Genomic DNA, 20,774 nt, shown 5'->3' with positions numbered 1-20,774 from the left:
TAATGGGCAAAACTTGAAAGATATGAAAGAAAACTGTCGAAAATGAGGGAGAAGATTTGGCAGCAGCAGTAAAACCTAAAAAAACGAAGGCCTTAGCAGCCCTCGTTCTTTAATTAAAGGCTCCTTTAAAGCGTGATGTTAATTCTTAACACCTGTTGATTGGAGTGGAAGGCGAGCAGCGCCTGCTAACTGCAATCAACAGTCAAGTTTAACAGAGCCTAATTAAAATGTATTTACCCATTCGCAAAAGAGGGCATAGTCCGCATTCACCCGTCTTTTATAGGTCATGGCAGTAAACGAAAGCTGTTCCGTAAACCTGCCGGTATCAGAGCCAATCGCTCTGGCAATCTCGATCTCACTGTGATGGCGAATGAAGGAATCATCCAGATCTGCATCCGCTCTGGCATGGATTTTTGCTGTAATTCTTCCCATTGTATCCAGGGCTTCATCCATAGCCTGAGGGCCCTCGATGTGTTTAGCTTTCAACTTCTTTTTAACAGGAGAGCGTTCACGAATATAGAAATGGCGGCCATCCATCGTAACATACCCTAAAAACGGATCCTCGTGATGATGCATCGCCTTTTGTGTAGCAATGACTCTCTCACCCTGATGGAAATGTTCCTGCCAAAATTCGTTTCCTGCCGGAAGGAAGAACCCGGGAATCGGAGCACGAACCTCTTTCACTTCTAAAACGAGGTCATCTAAGTCCTGCTCACCTTTTTCCCCTTCTATCAGCACATAGAAGCGGTCAAGTCCGATTGAAGCTGTACCTGACCCATGTTTTCGTGCTATATCTTTAATGTGATAGAATGCTAAATCTTTCTGGTCTGCTTCATCGAGCGTCCGGATGTAATCCTCCCACACATTTTGAATCATTACCCTTTCCGCTTCATTTGCTGACACAATCTCCTCAGACCACTTAAACTGTCTAATGCCATCCCCATTCATTTCAGTAAAATCATCCAGTAATTTATTCATTCGTCTTTTCTTCAGCTTCTTCAGCAATTTACGAACCGGATTTTTCGTGTTATTTGCCGTAAAGTAGAGGGTCACAGGATCATCTTTGCCTTTTGCGAAGCGTTTCATCTGCTGGCAGTATGCGTGTAAGTAAGTTCGTATCCGCTCTTCCTGCTCCTGATCATCGTACCCCTCGGCTTCACAAAACAAGGCTATGCTGACCGACATCCGAAGCACGTCATATAAATAAGAACCCATTGTCCCCTCATCAAAATCGTTTACATCGAAAACAAAGTCACCCTTCTCATTTTGAAAGGCACCGAAATTCTCAATATGGAGATCTCCCTGGATCCAAATCGGTTTGTCTTCCGGGGTGTGAAAAGAAAAAGGGATTTTCGTTACATCAAAATAAAATAAATAAGCGCTGCCTCTGTAAAAACGAAATGGGCTCTCTGCCATTTTTCGATATTTTTCTACTCTCATTTCATGGGTCAGTCCCATTATTTCCCCATCAAATTCATTTAAAATCGTGTCGATTGTTTGATAGCGCAGCTTTCTTCTCGTAGCATTTGCACGGTCTGCGATATTTTCTATGTTCATTTTTCCTCACCGCTTTCCAATCATTATGAAGCGAAACGTTTAAAAGCAGATTTTCATTGAGCAGCTGAAAGAATCGAGATTTCCATTGCGGTAAATGCAGGACAAAATTAGTATATTCCTATTTTTTCAATTCTGCAAAAACCGTTGTGAAGAAGGGAGCGATCTTTGCTAAGATGAAAGAATAATGGAAAAGAGGGTGAAGAACATGGATATCAAGCATCTGCAATATTTTATTGAAGTTGTTAAATTTAAAAGCTTTACTCGAGCGGCCAATCACTTGTTCATCACCCAGCCAACCATCAGCAAGATGATCAAAAATCTTGAGGAGGATTTGGGGGTCACGCTATTTGAGCGTTCCCGCAAAAAACTCGTTTTGACGGATGCCGGTCAGGTCATTTATGAGCAGGCGAAGTCGATTGATCAAGCTTTCCGCAATCTTCAGCTGGAGCTTGATGATTTGCTTAACCTGAAAAAAGGAGTCATCCGGCTCGGCCTCCCACCTATTATTGACACCGGCTTTTTTCCAAAAATGATCGGATCTTTTCATGAAAAATACCCGAATATCACCTTCCATCTTGTGGAGGATGGCTCTAAAAAAATCGAAGAAGAGGTAGCAGGCGGAGGTCTTCATGCGGGGGTCGTTGTCCTGCCGGCAAATGAAGATGAATTTGAGTGTCTATCCTATATGAAAGAGGATTTCCGGGTCGTTCTGCACCCGGATCACCCTCTCGCTGCCCGGGATGAAATTGAGCTTTCAGAGCTTGCATTTGAACCCTTTATCCTTTTTAATAAGGACTTTGTTCTTCATGACCGCATCCTTTCTGCATGCAATCGCGCGGGCTTCCATCCAAAAGTTGTATCTGAGAGCTCCCAGTGGGAGTTTATTGAGGAGATGGCTGCCTGCAAGCTTGGAGTTGCCTTATTTCCCGAGAGTATTTGCTGTCACCTCTCAGACAAAGTACGTTCTGTAAGGATCGTAATCCCATCAATGGGCTGGCACCTTGCAGTTATTTGGAGAAAAGACCACTATCTCCCCTATGCAGCAAGAGAATGGCTGCAATACGCCCAGAAGCAACTGAATCAGCATTAAGTTTGCGGTTCCTCGACTAAAAAGAGGGCCGCTTTTTCTTACAGCAAAATCAAAGCGTTTACATAGACAAACTGAATAGTCAGAATAAAAAATAACCATTTTACTTACAATTTTTCTCATACTACACTAGCCGTATAAACAACAGATTACTTAAGACGGAAAGGATCTGACGACATGGAAGCAAAACGAGCGAAAGAAAGCCGCATTGTAAATACAGATCAAGTATTAACGTGCGATTTAAATAATTACAACACGTTATTCGGCGGTGTCCTGATGAAAAAGCTGGATAGCTGTGCCACCTTATCAGCAAGACGTCATGCGCGGGCAAAAGAGTGTGTGACAGCCTCAACCGACTCGATCGATTTTCTATGCCCGATTCATCAAACCGATTCGGTCTGTATTGAGTCCTTTGTTTCTTATACGGGAAAAACATCAATGGAAATCTTCTGCAAGGTCATTGCCGAGGATATGATTAAAGGCGAACGCCGGATCGCAGCAACTGCGTTTCTAACCTTCGTTGCATTGGATGAAAATAAGCGCCCCCTTGAAGTACCTGCTGTAATTCCTGAAACAGAAGAAGAGACTTTCCTGTATGAAACCGCGAATGAACGGGCTGAAATGAGAAAGCATAGAAGAACGAAGAGCAAGGAGCTTGCGAAAAATATTACCCTTAGCAAGCCATGGGATCATTAATTTCAGAAAGGCAGGGATTCGAATGGTAGCCATTTCGAGCATAGAGCAATTAAAGACGCTGCAGGCAGATCTTGAAAAATTGAAAGAAGTGCACCCAGGACTTTTCACGCAGTGGATCCATCTTGTGAACTTAACAAGGCAGCTTCAATTTAAGCATCATTTTATGGGGAGCCTTTTGCTGGATGAAGAGCCAGGCAGATATTTTCCGAGCAGTGCCAAAAAATCAGTCATTCTCCTTTATCAAAAAGAGGCCGAGAAGCTAAAGGATGATCCTGATTTTCCAGAATTAAAAAGAATCCTCTCTCATTATCATGATACCGGCTTTTCAAAAATAAGCCGCTTATCCATAGGACATCCCCCCGAATCACTTGTAGGCGTTTCAATCGCATAAGTCAGTGAATCCTGTGTTTTTAAGGCACAGGATTTTTTCTTTTGATTTCCTATTGATTTTCATTGTAAATCCAGATATTCTTCACCTATATGGTAATAAATTGATGGAGGAATTACAGTGGAAAGAACGTTTCGAACAGCTGCAGATTTAGTATACAAACAGCCTGAATTTATTCGATATAGCCTATTTGTCATCCTTGGAGCAGCCATCTTAATGAGCGGATATGGCCTTGGATGCTTGGCGGGAATTCTGCTTTTCTAAATTGGATGGAGAGTGATAGAAAATTTTTGAGCTTGAGCGTATCGCAGATCAGCTTGAGAGGGCGTACAAAGGAAGCGCCTGGCACGGGCCTTCATTATTGGAAGCGCTGGAGGATGTTGATTTTGCTAAAGCTTATAAACACCCTTTGCCTGGCGCACACTCGATTTGGGAAATTGTTCTTCATGTGGCGTCAACAAATGAAACCGTCACGAAGAGATTGCATGGAGCCCCTGCCACTATGACACCTGAGGAGGACTGGCCGTCTATTGAAACCGCCGATGCCGGCAGCTGGCAAGCCGCTCTTGACCGGTTAAGCCAGTCCCACGAGAAGCTTATTGAAGCACTTAAGACAGTAAGTGAGGATCGCTTGGATGATCCCATTATTGAAGAATTTTCACCTGTTTATATTACGGTTCATGGCAATATCCAGCATGTAATCTACCATGCTGGTCAAATCATGCTCCTTAAAAAGCAATAGAGCTCCTTCCGAATTCGGAAGGAGCTCTTTTTTTAGCTGACTTGATTATGGGAATTCGGATGATTTCGCTTGTGAAACCCTTTTGCGTAATAGACAGCTAGAAGGATTCCAAACCAGATTGGTCCGACAATCAATGCAATTCTTGTATCGGCACTAAATGCCATCAGGACAATTACAAGCCCAAGGAACGCCAATGCCAGATAGTTTGCATATGGGAAAAGCGGCATTTTGTACTTCAAATTTTTAATTTGCTCCGGATTTAAGCTCCTGCGGTAGCGCATTTGCGAGAGCAGGATGATGGACCATGTCCAGATTGCTCCGAATGTTGAAATGCTCGTCACATAAACAAAGGCTTTTTCAGGAACAAAATAATTAAGCACAACACCAATCAGCAAAGCGGCTGCAGAAGTTAGGATAGCAACCCCCGGCACTCCGTTTTTCGTTACTTTTCCATAGGATTTTGGTGCTTCATCCTGCTGGGCAAGGTTGAAAAGCATGCGGCCGGTACTGAAAATTCCGCTGTTGCATGATGATAAGGCTGCCGTCAGAACAACAAAGTTGATAATTCCTGCGGCACCAGGTATTCCAAGCTTCTCAAAGGTAAGAACGAATGGACTTCCCTGCGTTCCGATTTGATCCCAAGGATAGATGGACATGATAACAAACAGGGCGCCGACGTAAAAAATCAAGATCCGCCAGAATACGGTATCAATCGCTTTCGCGAGTGTTTTTTCAGGATTTTTTACCTCTCCTGCTGTTACCCCAATTAATTCAATTCCAAGGAAAGCGAACATAACCATGGATAGGGAAAGAAGCACTCCTTGGATTCCGTTCGGGAAGAAGCCGCCATTGCTCCATAGGTTCGAGATTCCTGTTGCGATTCCCCCATTGCCGATTCCGAAGAAAATAATTCCCGCTCCGATAATGATCATTCCGATAATGGTTACGATTTTAATGAGGGCGAACCAAAACTCCAATTCTCCGTATGCTTTTACTGCAAGAAAGTTCACGAGTGTCATAATGATGAGAGCAAGAAGTGCCCAAATCCATGGTGCGACCTGATCTGCAGGCACCCACATCGTCATATATTTCGCGACGGCTGTAATTTCAGCCATACAGGTTACAACCCACAAAAACCAGTAATTCCAGCCTGTTAAAAAGCCAGGCAGAGGACCAAGATAATCTCTTGCATAGCGGCTGAAGGAGCCGGCTACCGGTTTTTGAATGGCCATTTCGCCGAGTGCTCTCATAATGAAGAACATAATCATTCCTGCAAATGCGTAAGCAAGCAGGATTCCGGGTCCAGCTAGGTCAATCGCCGCAGCCGAGCCAAGGAATAGGCCTACCCCGATGGCAGCACCCAGTGACATAAGCGTAATATGGCGCTGCTCAAGTCCGCGTTTCAATTCATTGTTCTGCTGATTTTGCATAAAAATTTCTCCCTTCCTGAGACAGACATTTCCTGGACAATTACTCCTGTATATCCCTATACTGACAGAATATTTAAGTGAGAGATATCCAATCGGAATAAAATCTCACAATCTGACGTAAATTGTGTCAATAGTAGGGTGTATATACAATAGCTGATAAAACTGATACCGCTTACAATAGAAATTAGCTAAAATATTTCTTTTTTACTAATAGTCAGATATTATCTCACTATGAAATCCTACCATGATTTATTAGTGAATGCCAGTGTCAGTTTTTGGTCCTTTTGATCGAAATAGGACACCTATGCATGAAATACTTCCCAGTGAAAGGTTTACCGCCCCCCCCTTTATGGCTATTTATCTTTAGATGAGCTAAATACAGGAGGAATGGATATGTCGCAGAATCACACAATGATGCAATTTTTCGAATGGCATCTGAAAGCAGATGGGGAGCACTGGAAGAACCTAAGCAAAATGGCTCCCAAATTAAAAGAAATGTGCATTGATTCAGTTTGGATTCCCCCTGTTACGAAAGGACAGTCAGCTGAAGATACCGGCTATGGAATATACGATCTGTATGATCTAGGAGAGTTTGATCAAAAGGGAACCGTCCGCACGAAATATGGCACGAAGGATGAGCTTCTTGCTGCTATCGAGGCCTGCCACGACAATGGCATTCAGGTTTATGCCGATATTGTCATGAATCATAAAGCCGCAGCGGATGAAACGGAAACATTTAAAGTAGTGGAGGTCGATCCGGAAAACCGCGAAAACGTCATTTCCGAGCCTTTCGATATTGAAGGATGGACGAAATTTACCTTCCCGGGACGCGGAGACAAATATTCTTCATTTAAATGGAATTTTGGGCATTTTAACGGAACCGACTACGACGCAAAAACCGGAAAGTCAGGAATTTTCCGCATACTTGGCAAAAACAAAGACTGGAATGAAAATGTGGACGACGAATTTGGAAACTATGATTACCTCATGTTTGCCAACATTGATTACGACCACCCGGATGTTCAGCAGGAGATGATCGACTGGGGCAAGTGGCTTGCCGATACGCTGAACTGTGATGGATATAGATTGGATGCAATCAAGCATATCAACCATGAATTTATCAAAAACTTTGCGAAGGAAGCTTCCAGCCATCGCGGAGATAACTTCTACATGGTTGGAGAGTTCTGGAATTCAGAGCTTGCCGCCTGCCAGGAATTTTTGGATCAGATTGATTATCAGATGGACCTTTTCGACGTTTCCCTCCATTACAAGCTTCATGAAGCATCATTGGCGGGCCGAGATTTTGACCTTACCACGATTTTTGACGATACACTTGTCCAGTCCCATCCGATGAATGCTGTGACTTTTGTCGATAACCATGATTCACAGCCGAATGAAGCCCTTGAATCATGGGTTGGTGATTGGTTTAAACAGAGCGCCTATGCATTAATTCTGCTTAGAAAAGACGGATATCCTTGTGTATTTTATGGAGATTACTTCGGCATTGGCGGAGACGAACCGGTTGATGGCAAGCAAATCGCCATTGATCCATTGCTTAAAGCGCGCTGCAACAAAGCTTACGGTGAGCAGGATGACTATTTTGACCATCCGAATACCATTGGCTGGGTCCGCAGGGGCGTGGATGAAATGGAAGGCTCCGGCTTGGCCGTTGTGATCTCCAATGGAGATGAAGGAGAGAAAAGAATGTTCGTCGGCGAACACCGGGCCGGTGAGGTTTGGGTGGATTTAACCAATACAAGAGAAGACACGGTCGAAATTGAAGAAGACGGTTTCGCGGTATTTCCTGTAAACGGGGAAAGTGTTTCCGTTTGGGCTTTGCCGGATGAAGATAAGTAATAAAATGGAATGGGCGGTCTAAAAAGTCCTGCTGAAAAGAAATACTTTATGAAACCCCCGGAATGCAGTCAGCATTCCGGGGGTTATTTTAATTATGGCTGGGCTGATTTCCGCTGCAATCAGCTTTTTTTCTATTCAGCTCTAATCCATTTAAATGACATAGGCTCCATTGTCAGAGCATGACCGAAGGCGATTTTTTCACCAGTCATCAGCTCTGTACCTGAAAGAGGGCATGTTAATTTTACTGCCGAATCTCCATTATTAAAAACGGCTGCAACACGTTCATTCTCCCACTTCCGGATCAGCATGAAGACATTTTCTTTTGCATAAAGCGTTCTATAGCTTCCCTGAGTTAGAGCTTTGCTTGATTTACGGATGGAAATCAGCTTTTTAAAAAATTCGAGCAGCTCATTATTGCGTTCTTTTTCATCCCAAACCATGCAATTCCTTGATTGCGGTTCCTCACCGCCGCTTAAGCCGATTTCGTCTCCGTAATAAATATAAGGAACACCAATGTACGCGAATTGAAAAGCAGCCGCAAGCCTTACCGCTTCTTCCCTCTCCCCGCACTCCGTCAGGAAACGCTTTGTATCGTGACTGCCGACCAGGTTCCACATTTGTCTCGTTACAGGCTCCATATAAATCGTGCGGTTAAAGGTTAAAATGTCGTCAAATTGTTCAGCCGTCATTTCCTGTTTGGCAAAAAAGTCCGCTACTGCGCCTTTAAAAGGATAATTCATAATGCTGTCCATTTGATCTCCCTTTAGAAAGGCACTGGATTCGTGCATGATTTCTCCGATAATAACCGCATCGGGATTGGCGGCTTTGACCGTTTTCCTAAATGCCCGCCAAAATTCATGATCGACCTCATCGCTGACATCCAGTCTCCATCCGTCAATACCTGCTTCCTTTATCCAGAATTCAGCTACCTTCAGCAAGTATTCCCGCACTTCCGGATTTGACGTATTCAGCTTGGGCATTTCCATAATGTTGTCTGCGAATGTATAATAATTAACCTTTTCTTCGCTTACAGGATAGCTATCTGCAAAATACCAATCTTTATATTTTGATTGCTCCTGATTTTTCAGCAGGTCCTGAAAAGCAAAAAAGTCATTTCCCGTATGATTGAAAACCGCATCAAAAATAACTTTGATTCCTTTTTCATGACACTTCCGGATCAGTTCCTTCGCTGTATCCAGCGTGCCGAACTGCGGATCAATTGAAAAATAGTCGGCTGTGTTGTATTTGTGATTGGAGGATGACGGGAAAACAGGTGTCATATAAATCACATTCACCCCTAGTTCTTCAATATAGCCGAGTTTATCCATGATTCCTTGCAGATCTCCGCCGAACTTGGAGGAAGCGCTGATTTCCGTTCCCCATTCTTTAGTTCCAGGCGGATTAATAGCTGCATTTCCATTGCAGAAACGATCGGGGAAAATCTGATAGACAATCGCTTCCTTGTGCCACTCTGCCGCCTCATACACATCTGCCTCTGCTATGTACGCATACTGAAAGGCTGTGGCTTCATTTTGTGTCAAATCGCCCTCTCTAAATCCCCTTTCATCGTAAAAGACCGAATCCCCATTTTGATCAATCAGCTCAAAATAATAACGATAGCGGTTACGTTTCAATGAAAGGCTTGTTTCATAAAAAGAAAACAGGTCCGTTTCCTCGCTCCTTTCCATCTCTTTTACGAGAAACGAAGAAGTCCAATCATACCGGTCTTTGTAATAAATTTTGCATGTTTTCAAGTCTTGATTTGCTGCTCTAAGCCTTACAGTTAAGGTCTCATTATTTCTTGGATAGGCATATGGCACATCCGGTATATGATAGATTGCATGTTTGTTCAATGAACTCTCTCCTTATTAAACATTTTTTTCTTGCACTTCCATAGAATGGACTATAATAGAAGTAGATCGATCATGATTTCCGAGGTGTATGTGCTAATGCATGAAACGTATCAATCCGATTCCTACCTGTTTACCTTTGACGCCGCGTACCTCATTGAATCAAGGGACAAGCCGAAGATGCTGGAGATTATCACAGCCAAGCACAAAGAAGAAAACGAACAATTTTATCCGGCCTCTGCAAAGAAAATCGACCTCTATATCTGGAATGCCGTCTACACAAGGGAAATCATGAAGCTTGGCGTCACAAAGCACTATCTTCACAGCCTGTACAACCGGTTTTACACTTCTATTCCAAGGCAGCCAAGTCTATTAGCCCTTCAATCGCTTGAAGCAGAAATGACCTCCGCGTACTTTGACCTGGTGATCTACGACATGGAAGTGACAGAAAGCTTTGTAACCAACAAAATCCTGCCTTACCTGCATATGAACATTGAAAACCATCTTTCCATAAAAAAACTCTCTGAAGAACTTGAGATTTCAGCGGGCTATGCCTCCTCCTGCTTTAAAAAGGAGATGGGCGTCAGCATTATGAAATATGCGAAAAAGATCAAAATTGAACGGGCAAAAATCCTTCTTTCCACTACGAACAAAAGTATTTTCGAAATCAGCATGATCCTCTGCTTCCATGATCAGGGACATTTCAGCAAAACGTTTAAATCATTAACCGGCATGTCTCCAACTCAATACCGGAGAAAGCTGCCAGCATCGCAATCATAATTTTTATTATAAGAAAAATGGATATCCTGATTTGTACATTTATTTGATTCTATGTATATAAAAACTGTTAATTTAGTTAAGGCCCTAAAACCGGGGCTTTTTTTTAATAGAATCAGATTGTTTTCATAAGACTCCAAGGCTTGTTATGATGAAAGCAGACTTACATGAGGAGTTGAAAAGAATTGACTGATAGAATAGCGCTTGGAAAATCTGACTTACTTATTCATCCAATAGGACTCGGCACTAATGCAGTAGGCGGGCATAACCTGTATCCGAATTTGAATGAGGAAACAGGAAAGGAATTGGTACGCACTGCACTTGATTCCGGAATGAATTTTCTCGACACGGCTTTTATCTACGGACCGGAGCGCTCAGAGGAACTGATCGGCGAAGTACTAAAGGAACGCGGAAGCCGTGATGATATCGTGATTGCAACAAAAGGCGCACATAAATTTGTCAATGGCGAAGTAAAACTCGACAACTCCCCCGCTTTTTTAAGAGAAGCCGTTGAAGGCAGTCTAAAAAGGCTGCAAACGGACTATATCGACCTGTACTATATACATTTTCCTGATGAACAAACGCCGAAGGATGAGGCCGTTGGGGAATTAAAAAGGCTGAGAGATGAAGGGAAAATCAAAGCAATCGGTGTTTCCAATTTTTCAATTGATCAGCTGAAGGAAGCCAACAAAGACGGCTATGTAGATGTCCTTCAGTCCGAATACAATCTATTTCAGCGAGAGGCAGAAAAGGATCTCCTTCCCTACACAGCTGAAAATCAAATTTCATTCATCCCTTACTTCCCGCTCGCATCCGGATTGCTCGCAGGGAAATACTCGAAGGATTCGAAGTTCGACGACATCCGAGCGGAAAATCCTTTATTCAAGGGAGAAGCATTCGAGCGGAATTTGGAAAAGGTGGAAAAACTTCGTGAAATCTCAGAATCCAATCACGCAGACGTGGCTCATGTCGTGCTTGCGTGGTATTTAACCCGTGACTCGATTGACGCTCTCATACCAGGAGCAAAAAGACCGGATCAGGTACTGGACAACCTTAAAACACTGGATGTACAGCTGACGAGAGAAGAAATTGAGCGGATTGACTCGATTTTTCGAGGATAGATATATGTTTATGAACCCCGGCTTTGTTCTAGTCGGGGTTTATTATTACGAACCACCACCTTAGGCCTAGTACCAAGGTTCAACATTTACAAACAATATACAACACCTTAATGAGTTCGTAATAAAGAATATACATTCTTCTACTATCATGAAAATAGTTACACATTATACGTAGGAGGAATGATCATGACATTCTCAAAAATGATTAAATCCAAATTTGTCCCCGTTGCTGCAATCTCCGCACTTGCTCTTGGTACGCTAATTGGTGCATCTGCCATTCCTCAAGGTGTGCAAGCTGAGAAAACTCCATCTAAAGAAGAACTGGCAAAAATGATTAAAGAAAAGAATCCTGAAATAAAAAATGTTATTTTCCTGATTGGTGATGGTATGGGTGTTCCTTACACATCCGCCCATCGTTATATGAAAGACAATCCCCGCACGAAAGATATTGAACTAACCGAGTTTGATAAGCATCTTACGGGCATGCAAACCACACACCCCGATGATCCTGCACAGAATATTACAGATTCTGCTTCCGCAGCAACAGCCATGTCGGGCGGTGTTAAGACATACAATAACGCAATCGCTATAGACAATGACCTTACAGAAGTAAAAACCGTCCTTGAGCAAGCAAAATCACAAGGCAAATCGACTGGTCTTGTTGCTACTTCTGAAATCACACATGCAACTCCTGCATCATTCGGTGCACATGATGAATCCCGCAAGAACATGAACCAAATTGCTGATGACTATTACGATGAAATGGTTAAAGGCAGTCATAAAATTGACGTCATGCTGGGTGGAGGAAAATCGAACTTTGTAAGGAGCGACCGCGATTTAACAAAGCTTTTTGCTAAGGACGGATATAGCTATGTAACGAACCGCGAAGATCTTATGAAAAACAAAAATTCGAAAGTACTTGGACTGTTTGCGGACGGCGGAATGGATAAAATGATTGACCGCAAGAAGGAAACACCTTCATTGGAAGAGATGACAAAGGTTGCTTTGAACAAATTGAACAGCAACAAGAATGGTTTCTTCCTTATGGTTGAAGGAAGCCAAATTGATTGGGCAGGCCACGATAACGACATCGTTGCAGCCATGAGCGAAATGGAAGATTTCGAAATGGCGTTCAAAGCAGCTATTGATTTTGCTAAAAAGGATAAGCACACATTGGTTGTCGCTACAGCTGACCACTCCACTGGCGGGTTCTCAATGGGCGCTGGAGGAGAGTATAACTTCAATGTAGAACCGATCCTTGCTGCAAAGAAAACTCCTGACTACATGGCTGCAAGAATTATGGAAGGTATGGACGCTGAAAAAGTATTAAAAGATAACATCAAGCTTGAACTGACTCCAGCAGAGATTAATAGTGTCAAAGCAGCGGCAGCTAAAAAGAATCTAACTGAAATCGATAATGCCATTGAACAAATTTTTAACAAGCGGTCCTTTACTGGCTGGACAACCTCTGGCCACACTGGAGAAGAAGTACAGGTTTATGCCTTCGGACCAGGTAAAGAAGATTTTTCAGGATTGATTGACAACACAGATCAAGCGAAGAAAATGTTTAAGATTTTGAAGGAAAATAAATAATCATAAGAAAAAGGGCCAGAAATTTGGCCCTTTTTTAATTGCTTTACGACTGGTACAGGCTTCTTCAATCCTGCCTGGTTACAGACATAACCCCTCCGTTTCACTCACCGGGATCGAGCAGCGTCTGATTTTATCCGATTTCTTCTGTTTTGATTTCTTTTTTCTGCTGATGTACTGTTCTGCCAGCAGGTCCTTCGCCTGCTTTTCCCGCCCAATAGCTTGCAAGCAGCGGACCTGATACGTTGTGCCAGAAGCTAAAAATCGCACTCGGAACGGCAGCAACCGGGCTAAAATGGCTGATGGCGAGTGATGCCCCAAGTCCCGAATTTTGCATACCGACTTCAAATGTAATCGCTTTTTGCGCCTCGTAGCTTAGTCCCAGCAGCCGCGCTGCCAGAAAACCGAGCCCAAAGCCTGCGAGGTTGTGCAGCACCACTACAAGGAGCACGATCCAGCCGGATTCTACAATTAAATCCCGGCTTCCTGCAATGACCGTAGATAAAATCGCGGTGATGGCCACAACGGAAATGAGCGGCATCGCTTTAGTTGCGCCTTCAGCCTGCTTTTTAAAGAAGAACTGGACGAGCACACCCAGGATAACCGGTATCAGGATGACGAGCATGACATCAGCGAACATTTTGCCTGCATCGACCTTAATCCAGGAACTGGCAAGGAGATAGATAATAGCCGGTGTCAAAAGAGGGGCAAGCAAGGTTGAAACGGAGGCTACCGCCACCGCTAGGGCCGTGTCTCCCTTTGCTAAAAAGGTCATCACGTTGGATGCGCTCCCGCTCGGACAGCATCCTACCAAAATGACTCCTACCGCAAGCTCAGGCGGCAGTTCAAAAAGTAAAACAAGCACGTATGCGAGTCCCGGCATAATGACGTAGTGTGCAGCGACCCCTGCTAATACACTTTTCGGCTTTCTCCCAACTTCCTTGAAATCATTCATCGATAATGTCATTCCCATTCCGAACATAACAACTCCCAGCAAAATCGATACGTAAGGCTTGATCCATAAAAATCCCTGCGGAGCGGTAAAGCTAATCACGCCGAATAAGAGAATCCAAATAATGAATGTCTTCCCTGCAATGTCACTAATTTTGTTTAATCCATTCATTTGATCCTCTCCCTTGTCAGATAATGTTCCGATTATAACGCTGCCGCATTAAACTTTCAATAGATTCTGACAATTAAGAGTATTCCGTCCCGTTATAGGAATCTGCCCATGAATGGTGGTAAAATAGGTATATGAATGATAGAGGGGGCTTCCAGCTATGAAGCAGGAATTAATTAACCGGTTTGTATCGTATGTAAAAGTAGAAACACAATCCAATGAAGAAAGCGAGACGTGCCCATCCACACCAGGCCAGCTCGTCCTTGCCAGGATGCTGACGGAGGAACTAAGAAAAATCGGCATGGAAGACGTTACGATGGATGAAAACGGGTACGTAATGGCTACACTGCCTTCTAATACACAAAAGGATGTTCCGGTCATCGGCTTCCTTGCGCACGTCGACACAGCTACGGATTTCACCGGAACAGATGTAAAACCCCAAATCCGCGAAAACTATGATGGAGAAGATCTTCTTTTAAACAAGGATTTAAGCATTGTTCTTTCCCCATCTGATTTTCCGAACCTGAAGAATTACATAGGCCATACCTTAATTACCACGGACGGCACAACACTTCTTGGTGCTGACAATAAAGCAGGTGTTGCAGAAATCATGACGGCAATGGATTATTTAATTCAGCACCCGGAAATCAAGCATGGAAAAATTCGCGTTGCCTTTACTCCTGATGAAGAAATCGGCCGCGGACCTCACCGTTTTGATGTGGAAGCCTTTGGCGCTTCTTTTGCTTATACGGTGGATGGAGGTCCTCTTGGAGAATTAGAGTATGAAAGCTTTAATGCGGCAGGCGCAAAGATTACCATCAAAGGGAAAAACGTTCATCCTGGTACAGCGAAAAACAAAATGATTCACTCTGCTAAAATAGCCATGGAATTCAACAGCATGCTTCCGTCAGAAGAAGCGCCTGAATCAACCGAAGGGTATGAAGGCTTCTTCCACCTTACCTCTATGACGGGAGATGTGGAGGAATCGAAACTGAGCTACATCATCCGTGATCATGATAAAAACAAGTTTGCTAACCGAAAGGTCTTCATGGAACAGATTGTTGCCGATTTCCAGAAAAAATACGGGGAAGACCGTATCCATCTTGAAATGAACGACCAGTACTACAACATGCGCGAGAAAATTGAGCCGGTTAAAGAAATCGTCGACATTGCCTATGACGCCATGAAAAGCCTTGAAATTGAGCCACTCGTATCCCCGATCCGCGGCGGAACAGACGGCTCCCAGCTTTCCTACATGGGGCTGCCTACACCAAATATCTTCACCGGGGGCGAGAACTTCCACGGAAGATATGAATTTGCATCTGTTGATCATATGCTGAAATCGGTTCAAGTTATTGCTAAGATTGCTGAGCTGTTTGAAGAACGGGCATAGTAAAAATGACCAATCCGCTTTCATGGATTGGTCTCTTTTTTCATTATCATTAATTCAGGCTATGATGCCGTTTTTCAGCATATACACGTCTTCCGCTTCTTCCCAATCGAATCACGCTGTTCCATTTTTTCAATATAAGCTTCTGCCAGCGGGACTTTGCAAGCCGTGTTTCCAACATTCACATGGACCTTTCCAATTGCCGCAGCCACTCGTTTTGCTTCTTCATGAAGGGGCAGGCAGTAGCCGCCGACCGAAATAACAAAGCCGTTCATGACATAACGGACGCGGTTCCGTTCTTGATGAATCCCTGTTTCGACTTGATGGAGCAGCTCTTTGACCTCTTCGTAATCAATGGATTCATCCGGAGCGATCGAAAGAAAATTGGAATACGTACTCCACCCAGCGCAAGCAGTCATTTCCTGCTCCGATCGGATCCATTCGCGGGCAAGCTCAAGGGCATACGGAGACTCCGCTGCAACCTGAGCTACCGTATACTCACTGAGCATATACCAGTACGCTCCCTGCGCCCATTTATGCAGCTGGTCCTTTGTCATGAGCTTTGGATTGACGGAAAGGCCTGCTAAGTACATCGCATCGCTGTTCCCTGAATCATACAGTTTTAGAGCCAGCTCCTGATCCTTTTTAACCGTTTTCACTAAATGCTTTTTCATGTCGCCTACTTTTACTCCATAAAAGGGCTCCTGTGCTCCATGGTTGAAAAAGGTCTTCTTTGTCTGCTCTGATCCGAGCTCTTCCAGTTTTTCCATGACTTCCTGATACGTTGCCATTCCATCACCTTCCTTATGGGTTCTTTCTTTTTCCATTCTGCTCTATGGTTTAAATCTCCTGTTTTCCCTGCAAAAATTCGGCATACATCCTTCTAAAGGCAAAAGGACGGAACATATTGGCCGCATGCCCGGTATGGGGAATTTCTTTATAGAAAGCATGCGGAATGACCTCATCCAAGTCTGTAATACTGGATTTAAACAGGTTATCATGGTCCCCCATAATCCATAAAACCGGAACATCCAACTGTTTCAGGTCTGCTTTTAAATCGTAATCGAGTCTGTGTTCAATGGCTTTTTTCAGCACATCCTCGTGTAATTCCAATCCGTATTTATAATAAAGTCTGGTGGAGATCAGGGCGTAAGGATCCACGACTCCGCTTTTTGGAAACAAGTCTTTGGAATAGCGCCTGAGCCAATCAGGGTAATCACTGTAGCGTTTGTCACGAAAATGCTGAAGGACATAGGTGAGCGGGGAGTCTGAGTTATAATGGCCGCCGATATAGCAAAGGCTTGACACCTTCTCTTTATACCAGCTTGCAAAGATTGTGCTTGGATAACAGCCGTAGCTGATGGAACAGAGGTGTGCTTTTTCAATTCCCTCCCTTTCATACAGCTCCTCCAGCTGTGCAACCAGCCCATCGAGAGAAAAATCCGTTTTCTTGCCGCGGTCCTCGCCGTGGCCAAGCAAATCGTAGGCGTATGTATTGTAGGTGTGGCTAAAATAGTCCATTTGTTTTTTGAACGCTCTTCTAGAACCCGTCAAACCATGGATAAAAACGATGTTTTCCTTCATAGGCCCTCCAGTTGAAGATAGTTGGTACGTTTAGAATAGCATAAAAAACCTCATCTTCGAGATGAGGTTTCAGTTCTTAGGCTCTTCCACTTTTAGATCATTCTCTTTCCCGTAAGCTTCTAAATCTTTACGAAAGGATTCCATTTCACTGAAGTTTTTATTGATTAAATCACTTGCCATGTTAAACATTTCATCACTCTGCTGATCAATGGAGTCTGCGGCCATTTTGTATCCTTCGATTTGCTGGTTAATCACATTCGTGTAGCGTTTATGCAATTTTTGCAGCTCATCATCCGTAATCGTTATACTGTCTGCTTCTTCAGCAATTTTCGTGTATGCCGGGATGACGCTGTTATTAATGGCATCTGCAATCTTTTGCTCATCATTCGTATTCGCAGCTTCTTCATATTTCTTCATTGCGCTCTCTTCCATTTTTCCAAGATTTGGAAGCTGTTCATTGGCATATGTGAGAAGCTCCTCTTGAAGAGGGCTCGAACAGGCAGCCAGAAAAATCATGAAAATCAAAGATAAAATACCAAACGTTTTCTTCATTTAGACGTCTCCTTAAACGATCATTTTTTATTCATTAGTTCTTTTACCACAGACACAAGGTCCTAAAACTTTATTTTTACATAATTGGTAAAAAATTTAAAAAACTACTAAACTTTACTGTTGATTTCCGCTGCAGTCGTTCGCTTATCCTTGGGCGGGCGGTGAGCCTCCGCGGCGCAAGCGCCTGTGGGGTCTCACCTGTCCCGCTAGTCCCGCAGGAATCTCACGACTTCCGCTCCAATCAACAAGTGTGAAAAAATTTTTATGGTGTCTTAACATAGTCAAAAAAAAATAGGATAAGGAACTGAGCCCATAGAAAAAGACTCACCCGAAGGCAAGTCTCTATGTCTTATTATTTATTTGCTACATGAACCTTAAGCTGCTTTCCTTTAATCGTTGTATTTTTCATCAACTTCAGGACGTGTGGTCCTTTTCCGTTTAGAATTTCCACGTAAGAAACATTTTCCTGAATCGTAATGATGCCAATGTCGGCTGCTGTTACGCCTTCAAGCTTGGCGATCGTTCCGACGAAGTCGACGGCTCGGATTTTCTTTTTCTTCCCGCCGTTAAAGTAGAGCTTCATGATGCCCTTATTCAGAGCCTCGCTTTTATCTTTTTTCAGCTCTGGTTCTTCTTCCATTTTCTCGTCAAATGCATGCTGTGCTTCTTTGACCTGCTCTCTTTCAGGGGGATCCAGCTGCTGAATTTCAAATCCGATGTATTCCTGGATGTCTGCAAGGAACCGGTCTTCAAATGGTGTTGCAAATGTGATCGCTTTTCCGGAACGTCCGGCGCGGCCTGTCCGGCCTGCCCGGTGAACGTAGCTTTCCTTTTCAAGCGGAACATCATAGTTGATAACATGTGTGATGTTTTCAATATCAATTCCCCGTGCTGCTACATCGGTCGCAACGAGATATCGGAATTCGCCTCTCTTAAACTCATTCATCACCGCAAATCGATCCTCCTGAACCATTCCGCCATGGATTTTATCCACTGTGTAGCCAAGTCTGTCGAGAAGTTCGAAAAGCTCATCCACCTGATCCTTCGTCCGGCAGAAGATCATACAGCTGTCCGGATTTTCCGTTACCGTTACGTCTCTTAGAAGACGGAATTTATTCTCTTCGCTCACGATATAAAGAGAATGCTGAATTTGGCTTGCTGCCTGTTCTGGCGACGCAATTTCGATATCGAGCGGATTTTTCATATAGCGGTGGCAAAGACTTTCCACATCCTTTGGAAGAGTGGCGGAAAAGAGCATCGTTGTGCGGTCTTCCGGCAATTCCTGAATGATGGCTTCGACCTGTTCAATGAAGCCCATATTCAGCATTTCATCCGCCTCATCAATGACAAAATACTTGAGCTGATCCAGCTGAAGCGTACCTTTTTGAATATGGTCAAGCACCCTTCCCGGCGTGCCTACAACCATATGGCTTTTTTGCTTCAGTTCGGATTTTTGGCGGTCAAATGGCGATTTGCCGTAAACCGCTGTTGCTTTAATCCGTTTAAAGCGGCCGATGTTTGTGATGTCTTCTTTAACCTGTGCCGCAAGTTCCCGTGTTGGAGTCAATATGAGTGCCTGCGGTTTATTTTCTTCCCAATCGACTAATTCACAAAGCGGAATTGCAAAGGCTGCTGTCTTTCCGCTTCCTGTCCGGGATTTAACGGCTATATCTTTCCCTTCAAGCGCTGGCGGAATGACGCCCGCCTGAACGTTTGTCGGCAATTTATATCCAAGGCTGTCCAAAGCTCGTAAAATATCCTCGTTTAATGCAAAATCTTTGAAGCTGTTTGTACTCAAAAGCGTAAGCCCCTTTTCGTTATTTGTCCTCTGTCTATTATACGGTGCAGCGGCCCATTTTAACAGCTTCGCTAAATTGACGGACCGGCTCGTGTTTTTTATACTGAAAGAATTGAAAGCGGGGGCTGATAAAATGGATTTTACCATGAGGTTTTTATCCTTTTACGTGATACAGGCAGAGGATCAGGATTCAAAGCGGTTTAAGCACTATCAGACACTTGATCAGGAGGAGTTTGAAGCGAGTGCTTTGAAGGATTTTCTTGATGGCGAGCTGAAAAGAATCGTAAAGAGGAAGGCAGAAAAGCATCCTCCCTCCGAGCAGGTGCCGACTAAGATTGGCTATTTTACTGTGGAGCCGGGCTACGATCTCGATTCTAATCCGAACTACAACATGCTTCACCGGATTCGTTTCGCTGAAACAAAAGAGGCTTTTGATGAGGGAAGCGAGCAGCTCGTCCGCACCTATTTGGATACGAGCGCGGTCCGCGGAGGGGCGTTTTTAGTTGCCTCAGCCGTACCGAGAAAATACTTTCATGACTCCTTTGTTTTCATTATGAAATGCGATTTCGAACCAAAAGTCGCCTCCATTGCAGATGAAAAAGCATTAATTCAAAAGGTCGAGATGGCTATCACAACAAAAAACATGAAGTCCATCCAATACCCATATATGCCCGAAGAAGGAATGACAGAGGAATCTGAGCTGAAAATCCATCAGGCGTCGCACGCACGGTACTTTGAAGACTTTTTGAAGTATGTTGAGTACGGCGAATCCATGCCGGAAATTATGAAAACCCAAGTCATGACGATGGTGCAGGAGCACGTCCTGGAGACATACGAAGAAAACAGCCAGGAACGGCAGCAGTTTGAACATGATATGGAGATCTGGGAAGCCAGTGAAAAACGGGAAATCCAGGAACGGCTCGATACCCATCAGGTCATCGAAGCGGCCGCGCAAATTGTCGAGCATACACCGGAAGCACAGCTGAAGATGAAGCTCGGGGAAACCGAGGTGAAAGGAATGCTTGCTGAATTTGGGGACTCGATTCATCTAGCGAAAATAAATGGGCGGTACGTTTTGTTAGTTGAAGCAGAGACGATCTCGTTTGAAAAGGGATTTTCCCCGATCGAGTTTCATAAGCCTGAGGGGCTGCATGAGGTGATTGAGCGAATTGCGGGGAAAGAATAAAATAAGCAAGCGGTGAATATCTTCAAACTACACTTAGAGGAATTGGATG

Annotated in this window: 19 protein-coding genes; 11 read left to right on the top strand and 8 right to left on the bottom strand. The window is 43.8% G+C overall.

Annotation, left to right across the window (positions count from 1 at the left end; translation table 11 throughout):
* Positions 1 to 222 precede the first annotated feature (222 nt).
* Positions 223 to 1,557 carry a DUF2252 domain-containing protein gene (locus AS29_RS06280; RefSeq protein WP_035410378.1) on the bottom strand — a complete coding sequence of 445 codons (1,335 nt, stop codon included), beginning with the start codon at positions 1,555 to 1,557 and terminating at the stop codon, positions 223 to 225.
* 205 nt (positions 1,558 to 1,762) lie between these two features.
* Between AS29_RS06280 and cidR the strand changes: the two genes are divergently transcribed.
* The 5 genes from cidR (at position 1,763) to AS29_RS06260 (ending at position 4,470) form a co-directional block, all read left to right on the top strand.
* A complete protein-coding gene (cidR, locus tag AS29_RS06275) occupies positions 1,763 to 2,647 on the top strand; it encodes a cidABC operon transcriptional activator CidR (protein WP_035410381.1) in 885 nt (294 codons plus the stop codon).
* Between the two features lie 174 nt (positions 2,648 to 2,821).
* On the top strand, positions 2,822 to 3,340 hold the full coding sequence (locus AS29_RS06270; protein ID WP_035410383.1) for an acyl-CoA thioesterase: 519 nt from the start codon (positions 2,822 to 2,824) through the stop codon (positions 3,338 to 3,340).
* Between the two features lie 22 nt (positions 3,341 to 3,362).
* On the top strand, positions 3,363 to 3,731 hold the full coding sequence (locus AS29_RS06265; RefSeq protein WP_035410387.1) for a hypothetical protein: 369 nt from the start codon (positions 3,363 to 3,365) through the stop codon (positions 3,729 to 3,731).
* A gap of 117 nt (positions 3,732 to 3,848) precedes the next feature.
* Positions 3,849 to 3,992, top strand: coding sequence for a hypothetical protein (locus tag AS29_RS21555; protein WP_197491582.1), 144 nt, complete (start codon positions 3,849 to 3,851; stop codon positions 3,990 to 3,992).
* Between the two features lie 22 nt (positions 3,993 to 4,014).
* Positions 4,015 to 4,470, top strand: a complete 456-nt coding sequence (locus AS29_RS06260; RefSeq protein WP_082883751.1) for a DinB family protein — start codon at positions 4,015 to 4,017, stop codon at positions 4,468 to 4,470.
* A gap of 32 nt (positions 4,471 to 4,502) precedes the next feature.
* Here AS29_RS06260 and AS29_RS06255 read toward each other — a convergent pair whose 3' ends face one another.
* Positions 4,503 to 5,900 (bottom strand): amino acid permease, encoded by a 1,398-nt coding sequence (locus AS29_RS06255; protein ID WP_035410390.1) that lies wholly within the window; start codon positions 5,898 to 5,900, stop codon positions 4,503 to 4,505.
* Positions 5,901 to 6,293: 393 nt separating this feature from the next.
* Between AS29_RS06255 and AS29_RS06250 the strand changes: the two genes are divergently transcribed.
* Positions 6,294 to 7,757 (top strand): alpha-amylase, encoded by a 1,464-nt coding sequence (locus AS29_RS06250; protein WP_035410393.1) that lies wholly within the window; start codon positions 6,294 to 6,296, stop codon positions 7,755 to 7,757.
* A 131-nt stretch (positions 7,758 to 7,888) separates the two neighbouring features.
* Here AS29_RS06250 and AS29_RS06245 read toward each other — a convergent pair whose 3' ends face one another.
* A complete protein-coding gene (locus AS29_RS06245; RefSeq protein WP_035410395.1) occupies positions 7,889 to 9,610 on the bottom strand; it encodes an alpha-glycosidase in 1,722 nt (573 codons plus the stop codon).
* Between the two features lie 96 nt (positions 9,611 to 9,706).
* On the opposite strand from AS29_RS06245, the gene AS29_RS06240 reads away from it, so the two are divergent.
* The 3 genes from AS29_RS06240 to AS29_RS06230 all read left to right on the top strand — a co-directional run bounded on the left by AS29_RS06240 (position 9,707) and on the right by AS29_RS06230 (position 13,098).
* A complete protein-coding gene (locus tag AS29_RS06240; protein ID WP_035410600.1) occupies positions 9,707 to 10,387 on the top strand; it encodes a helix-turn-helix transcriptional regulator in 681 nt (226 codons plus the stop codon).
* Between the two features lie 182 nt (positions 10,388 to 10,569).
* Entirely contained in the window at positions 10,570 to 11,505 is a 936-nt protein-coding gene (locus tag AS29_RS06235; protein ID WP_035410398.1) for an aldo/keto reductase, read from the top strand.
* Between the two features lie 180 nt (positions 11,506 to 11,685).
* Positions 11,686 to 13,098, top strand: coding sequence for an alkaline phosphatase (locus tag AS29_RS06230; protein ID WP_442854519.1), 1,413 nt, complete (start codon positions 11,686 to 11,688; stop codon positions 13,096 to 13,098).
* Between the two features lie 130 nt (positions 13,099 to 13,228).
* Here the strand turns inward: AS29_RS06230 and AS29_RS06225 are convergent, their stop codons facing one another.
* Positions 13,229 to 14,218 (bottom strand): bile acid:sodium symporter family protein, encoded by a 990-nt coding sequence (locus tag AS29_RS06225; protein WP_035410405.1) that lies wholly within the window; start codon positions 14,216 to 14,218, stop codon positions 13,229 to 13,231.
* A gap of 157 nt (positions 14,219 to 14,375) precedes the next feature.
* Between AS29_RS06225 and pepT the strand changes: the two genes are divergently transcribed.
* Positions 14,376 to 15,608 (top strand): peptidase T, encoded by a 1,233-nt coding sequence (gene pepT / locus AS29_RS06220; RefSeq protein ID WP_035410406.1) that lies wholly within the window; start codon positions 14,376 to 14,378, stop codon positions 15,606 to 15,608.
* Between the two features lie 74 nt (positions 15,609 to 15,682).
* On the opposite strand, the gene AS29_RS06215 is transcribed toward pepT, so the two are convergent.
* From AS29_RS06215 to AS29_RS06200, 4 genes are all read right to left on the bottom strand, one after another.
* The gene (locus AS29_RS06215) at positions 15,683 to 16,396 is read right to left on the bottom strand and encodes a DNA alkylation repair protein (RefSeq protein WP_035410603.1); all 714 of its coding nucleotides are present in this window, start codon (positions 16,394 to 16,396) and stop codon (positions 15,683 to 15,685) included.
* A 49-nt stretch (positions 16,397 to 16,445) separates the two neighbouring features.
* Positions 16,446 to 17,189, bottom strand: coding sequence for an alpha/beta fold hydrolase (locus AS29_RS06210; RefSeq protein ID WP_035410410.1), 744 nt, complete (start codon positions 17,187 to 17,189; stop codon positions 16,446 to 16,448).
* Between the two features lie 69 nt (positions 17,190 to 17,258).
* A complete protein-coding gene (locus AS29_RS06205; RefSeq protein ID WP_035410413.1) occupies positions 17,259 to 17,741 on the bottom strand; it encodes a hypothetical protein in 483 nt (160 codons plus the stop codon).
* Between the two features lie 352 nt (positions 17,742 to 18,093).
* The gene (locus tag AS29_RS06200; protein ID WP_035410607.1) at positions 18,094 to 19,539 is read right to left on the bottom strand and encodes a DEAD/DEAH box helicase; all 1,446 of its coding nucleotides are present in this window, start codon (positions 19,537 to 19,539) and stop codon (positions 18,094 to 18,096) included.
* Positions 19,540 to 19,672: 133 nt separating this feature from the next.
* Here AS29_RS06200 and AS29_RS06195 point away from each other — a divergent pair, with 133 nt between their 5' ends.
* Positions 19,673 to 20,725, top strand: coding sequence for a DUF3900 domain-containing protein (locus tag AS29_RS06195; RefSeq protein WP_035410415.1), 1,053 nt, complete (start codon positions 19,673 to 19,675; stop codon positions 20,723 to 20,725).
* The last annotated feature ends 49 nt before the right edge of the window (positions 20,726 to 20,774 follow it).

The sequence above is a fragment of the Bacillus sp. SJS genome, from assembly GCF_000732485.2.
GTDB lineage: Bacteria > Bacillota > Bacilli > Bacillales > Bacillaceae > Metabacillus_B > Metabacillus_B sediminis.
The sequence above is the reverse complement of the archived record's forward strand: the minus strand, read 5'-3'. Positions and strand labels throughout refer to the sequence as shown.

Coding starts and splice junctions, on each gene's coding strand:
- AS29_RS06225 (WP_035410405.1), bottom strand. CDS start 14,218: ATGAATGGATTAAACAAAATTAGTGACATTGCAGGGAAGACATTCATT.
- AS29_RS06250 (WP_035410393.1), top strand. CDS start 6,294: ATGTCGCAGAATCACACAATGATGCAATTTTTCGAATGGCATCTGAAA.
- AS29_RS06280 (WP_035410378.1), bottom strand. CDS start 1,557: ATGAACATAGAAAATATCGCAGACCGTGCAAATGCTACGAGAAGAAAG.
- pepT (WP_035410406.1), top strand. CDS start 14,376: ATGAAGCAGGAATTAATTAACCGGTTTGTATCGTATGTAAAAGTAGAA.
- AS29_RS06215 (WP_035410603.1), bottom strand. CDS start 16,396: ATGGCAACGTATCAGGAAGTCATGGAAAAACTGGAAGAGCTCGGATCA.
- AS29_RS06255 (WP_035410390.1), bottom strand. CDS start 5,900: ATGCAAAATCAGCAGAACAATGAATTGAAACGCGGACTTGAGCAGCGC.
- AS29_RS06210 (WP_035410410.1), bottom strand. CDS start 17,189: ATGAAGGAAAACATCGTTTTTATCCATGGTTTGACGGGTTCTAGAAGA.
- AS29_RS06230 (WP_442854519.1), top strand. CDS start 11,686: ATGATCATGACATTCTCAAAAATGATTAAATCCAAATTTGTCCCCGTT.
- AS29_RS06205 (WP_035410413.1), bottom strand. CDS start 17,741: ATGAAGAAAACGTTTGGTATTTTATCTTTGATTTTCATGATTTTTCTG.
- cidR (WP_035410381.1), top strand. CDS start 1,763: ATGGATATCAAGCATCTGCAATATTTTATTGAAGTTGTTAAATTTAAA.
- AS29_RS06265 (WP_035410387.1), top strand. CDS start 3,363: ATGGTAGCCATTTCGAGCATAGAGCAATTAAAGACGCTGCAGGCAGAT.
- AS29_RS06270 (WP_035410383.1), top strand. CDS start 2,822: ATGGAAGCAAAACGAGCGAAAGAAAGCCGCATTGTAAATACAGATCAA.
- AS29_RS06240 (WP_035410600.1), top strand. CDS start 9,707: ATGCATGAAACGTATCAATCCGATTCCTACCTGTTTACCTTTGACGCC.
- AS29_RS06195 (WP_035410415.1), top strand. CDS start 19,673: ATGGATTTTACCATGAGGTTTTTATCCTTTTACGTGATACAGGCAGAG.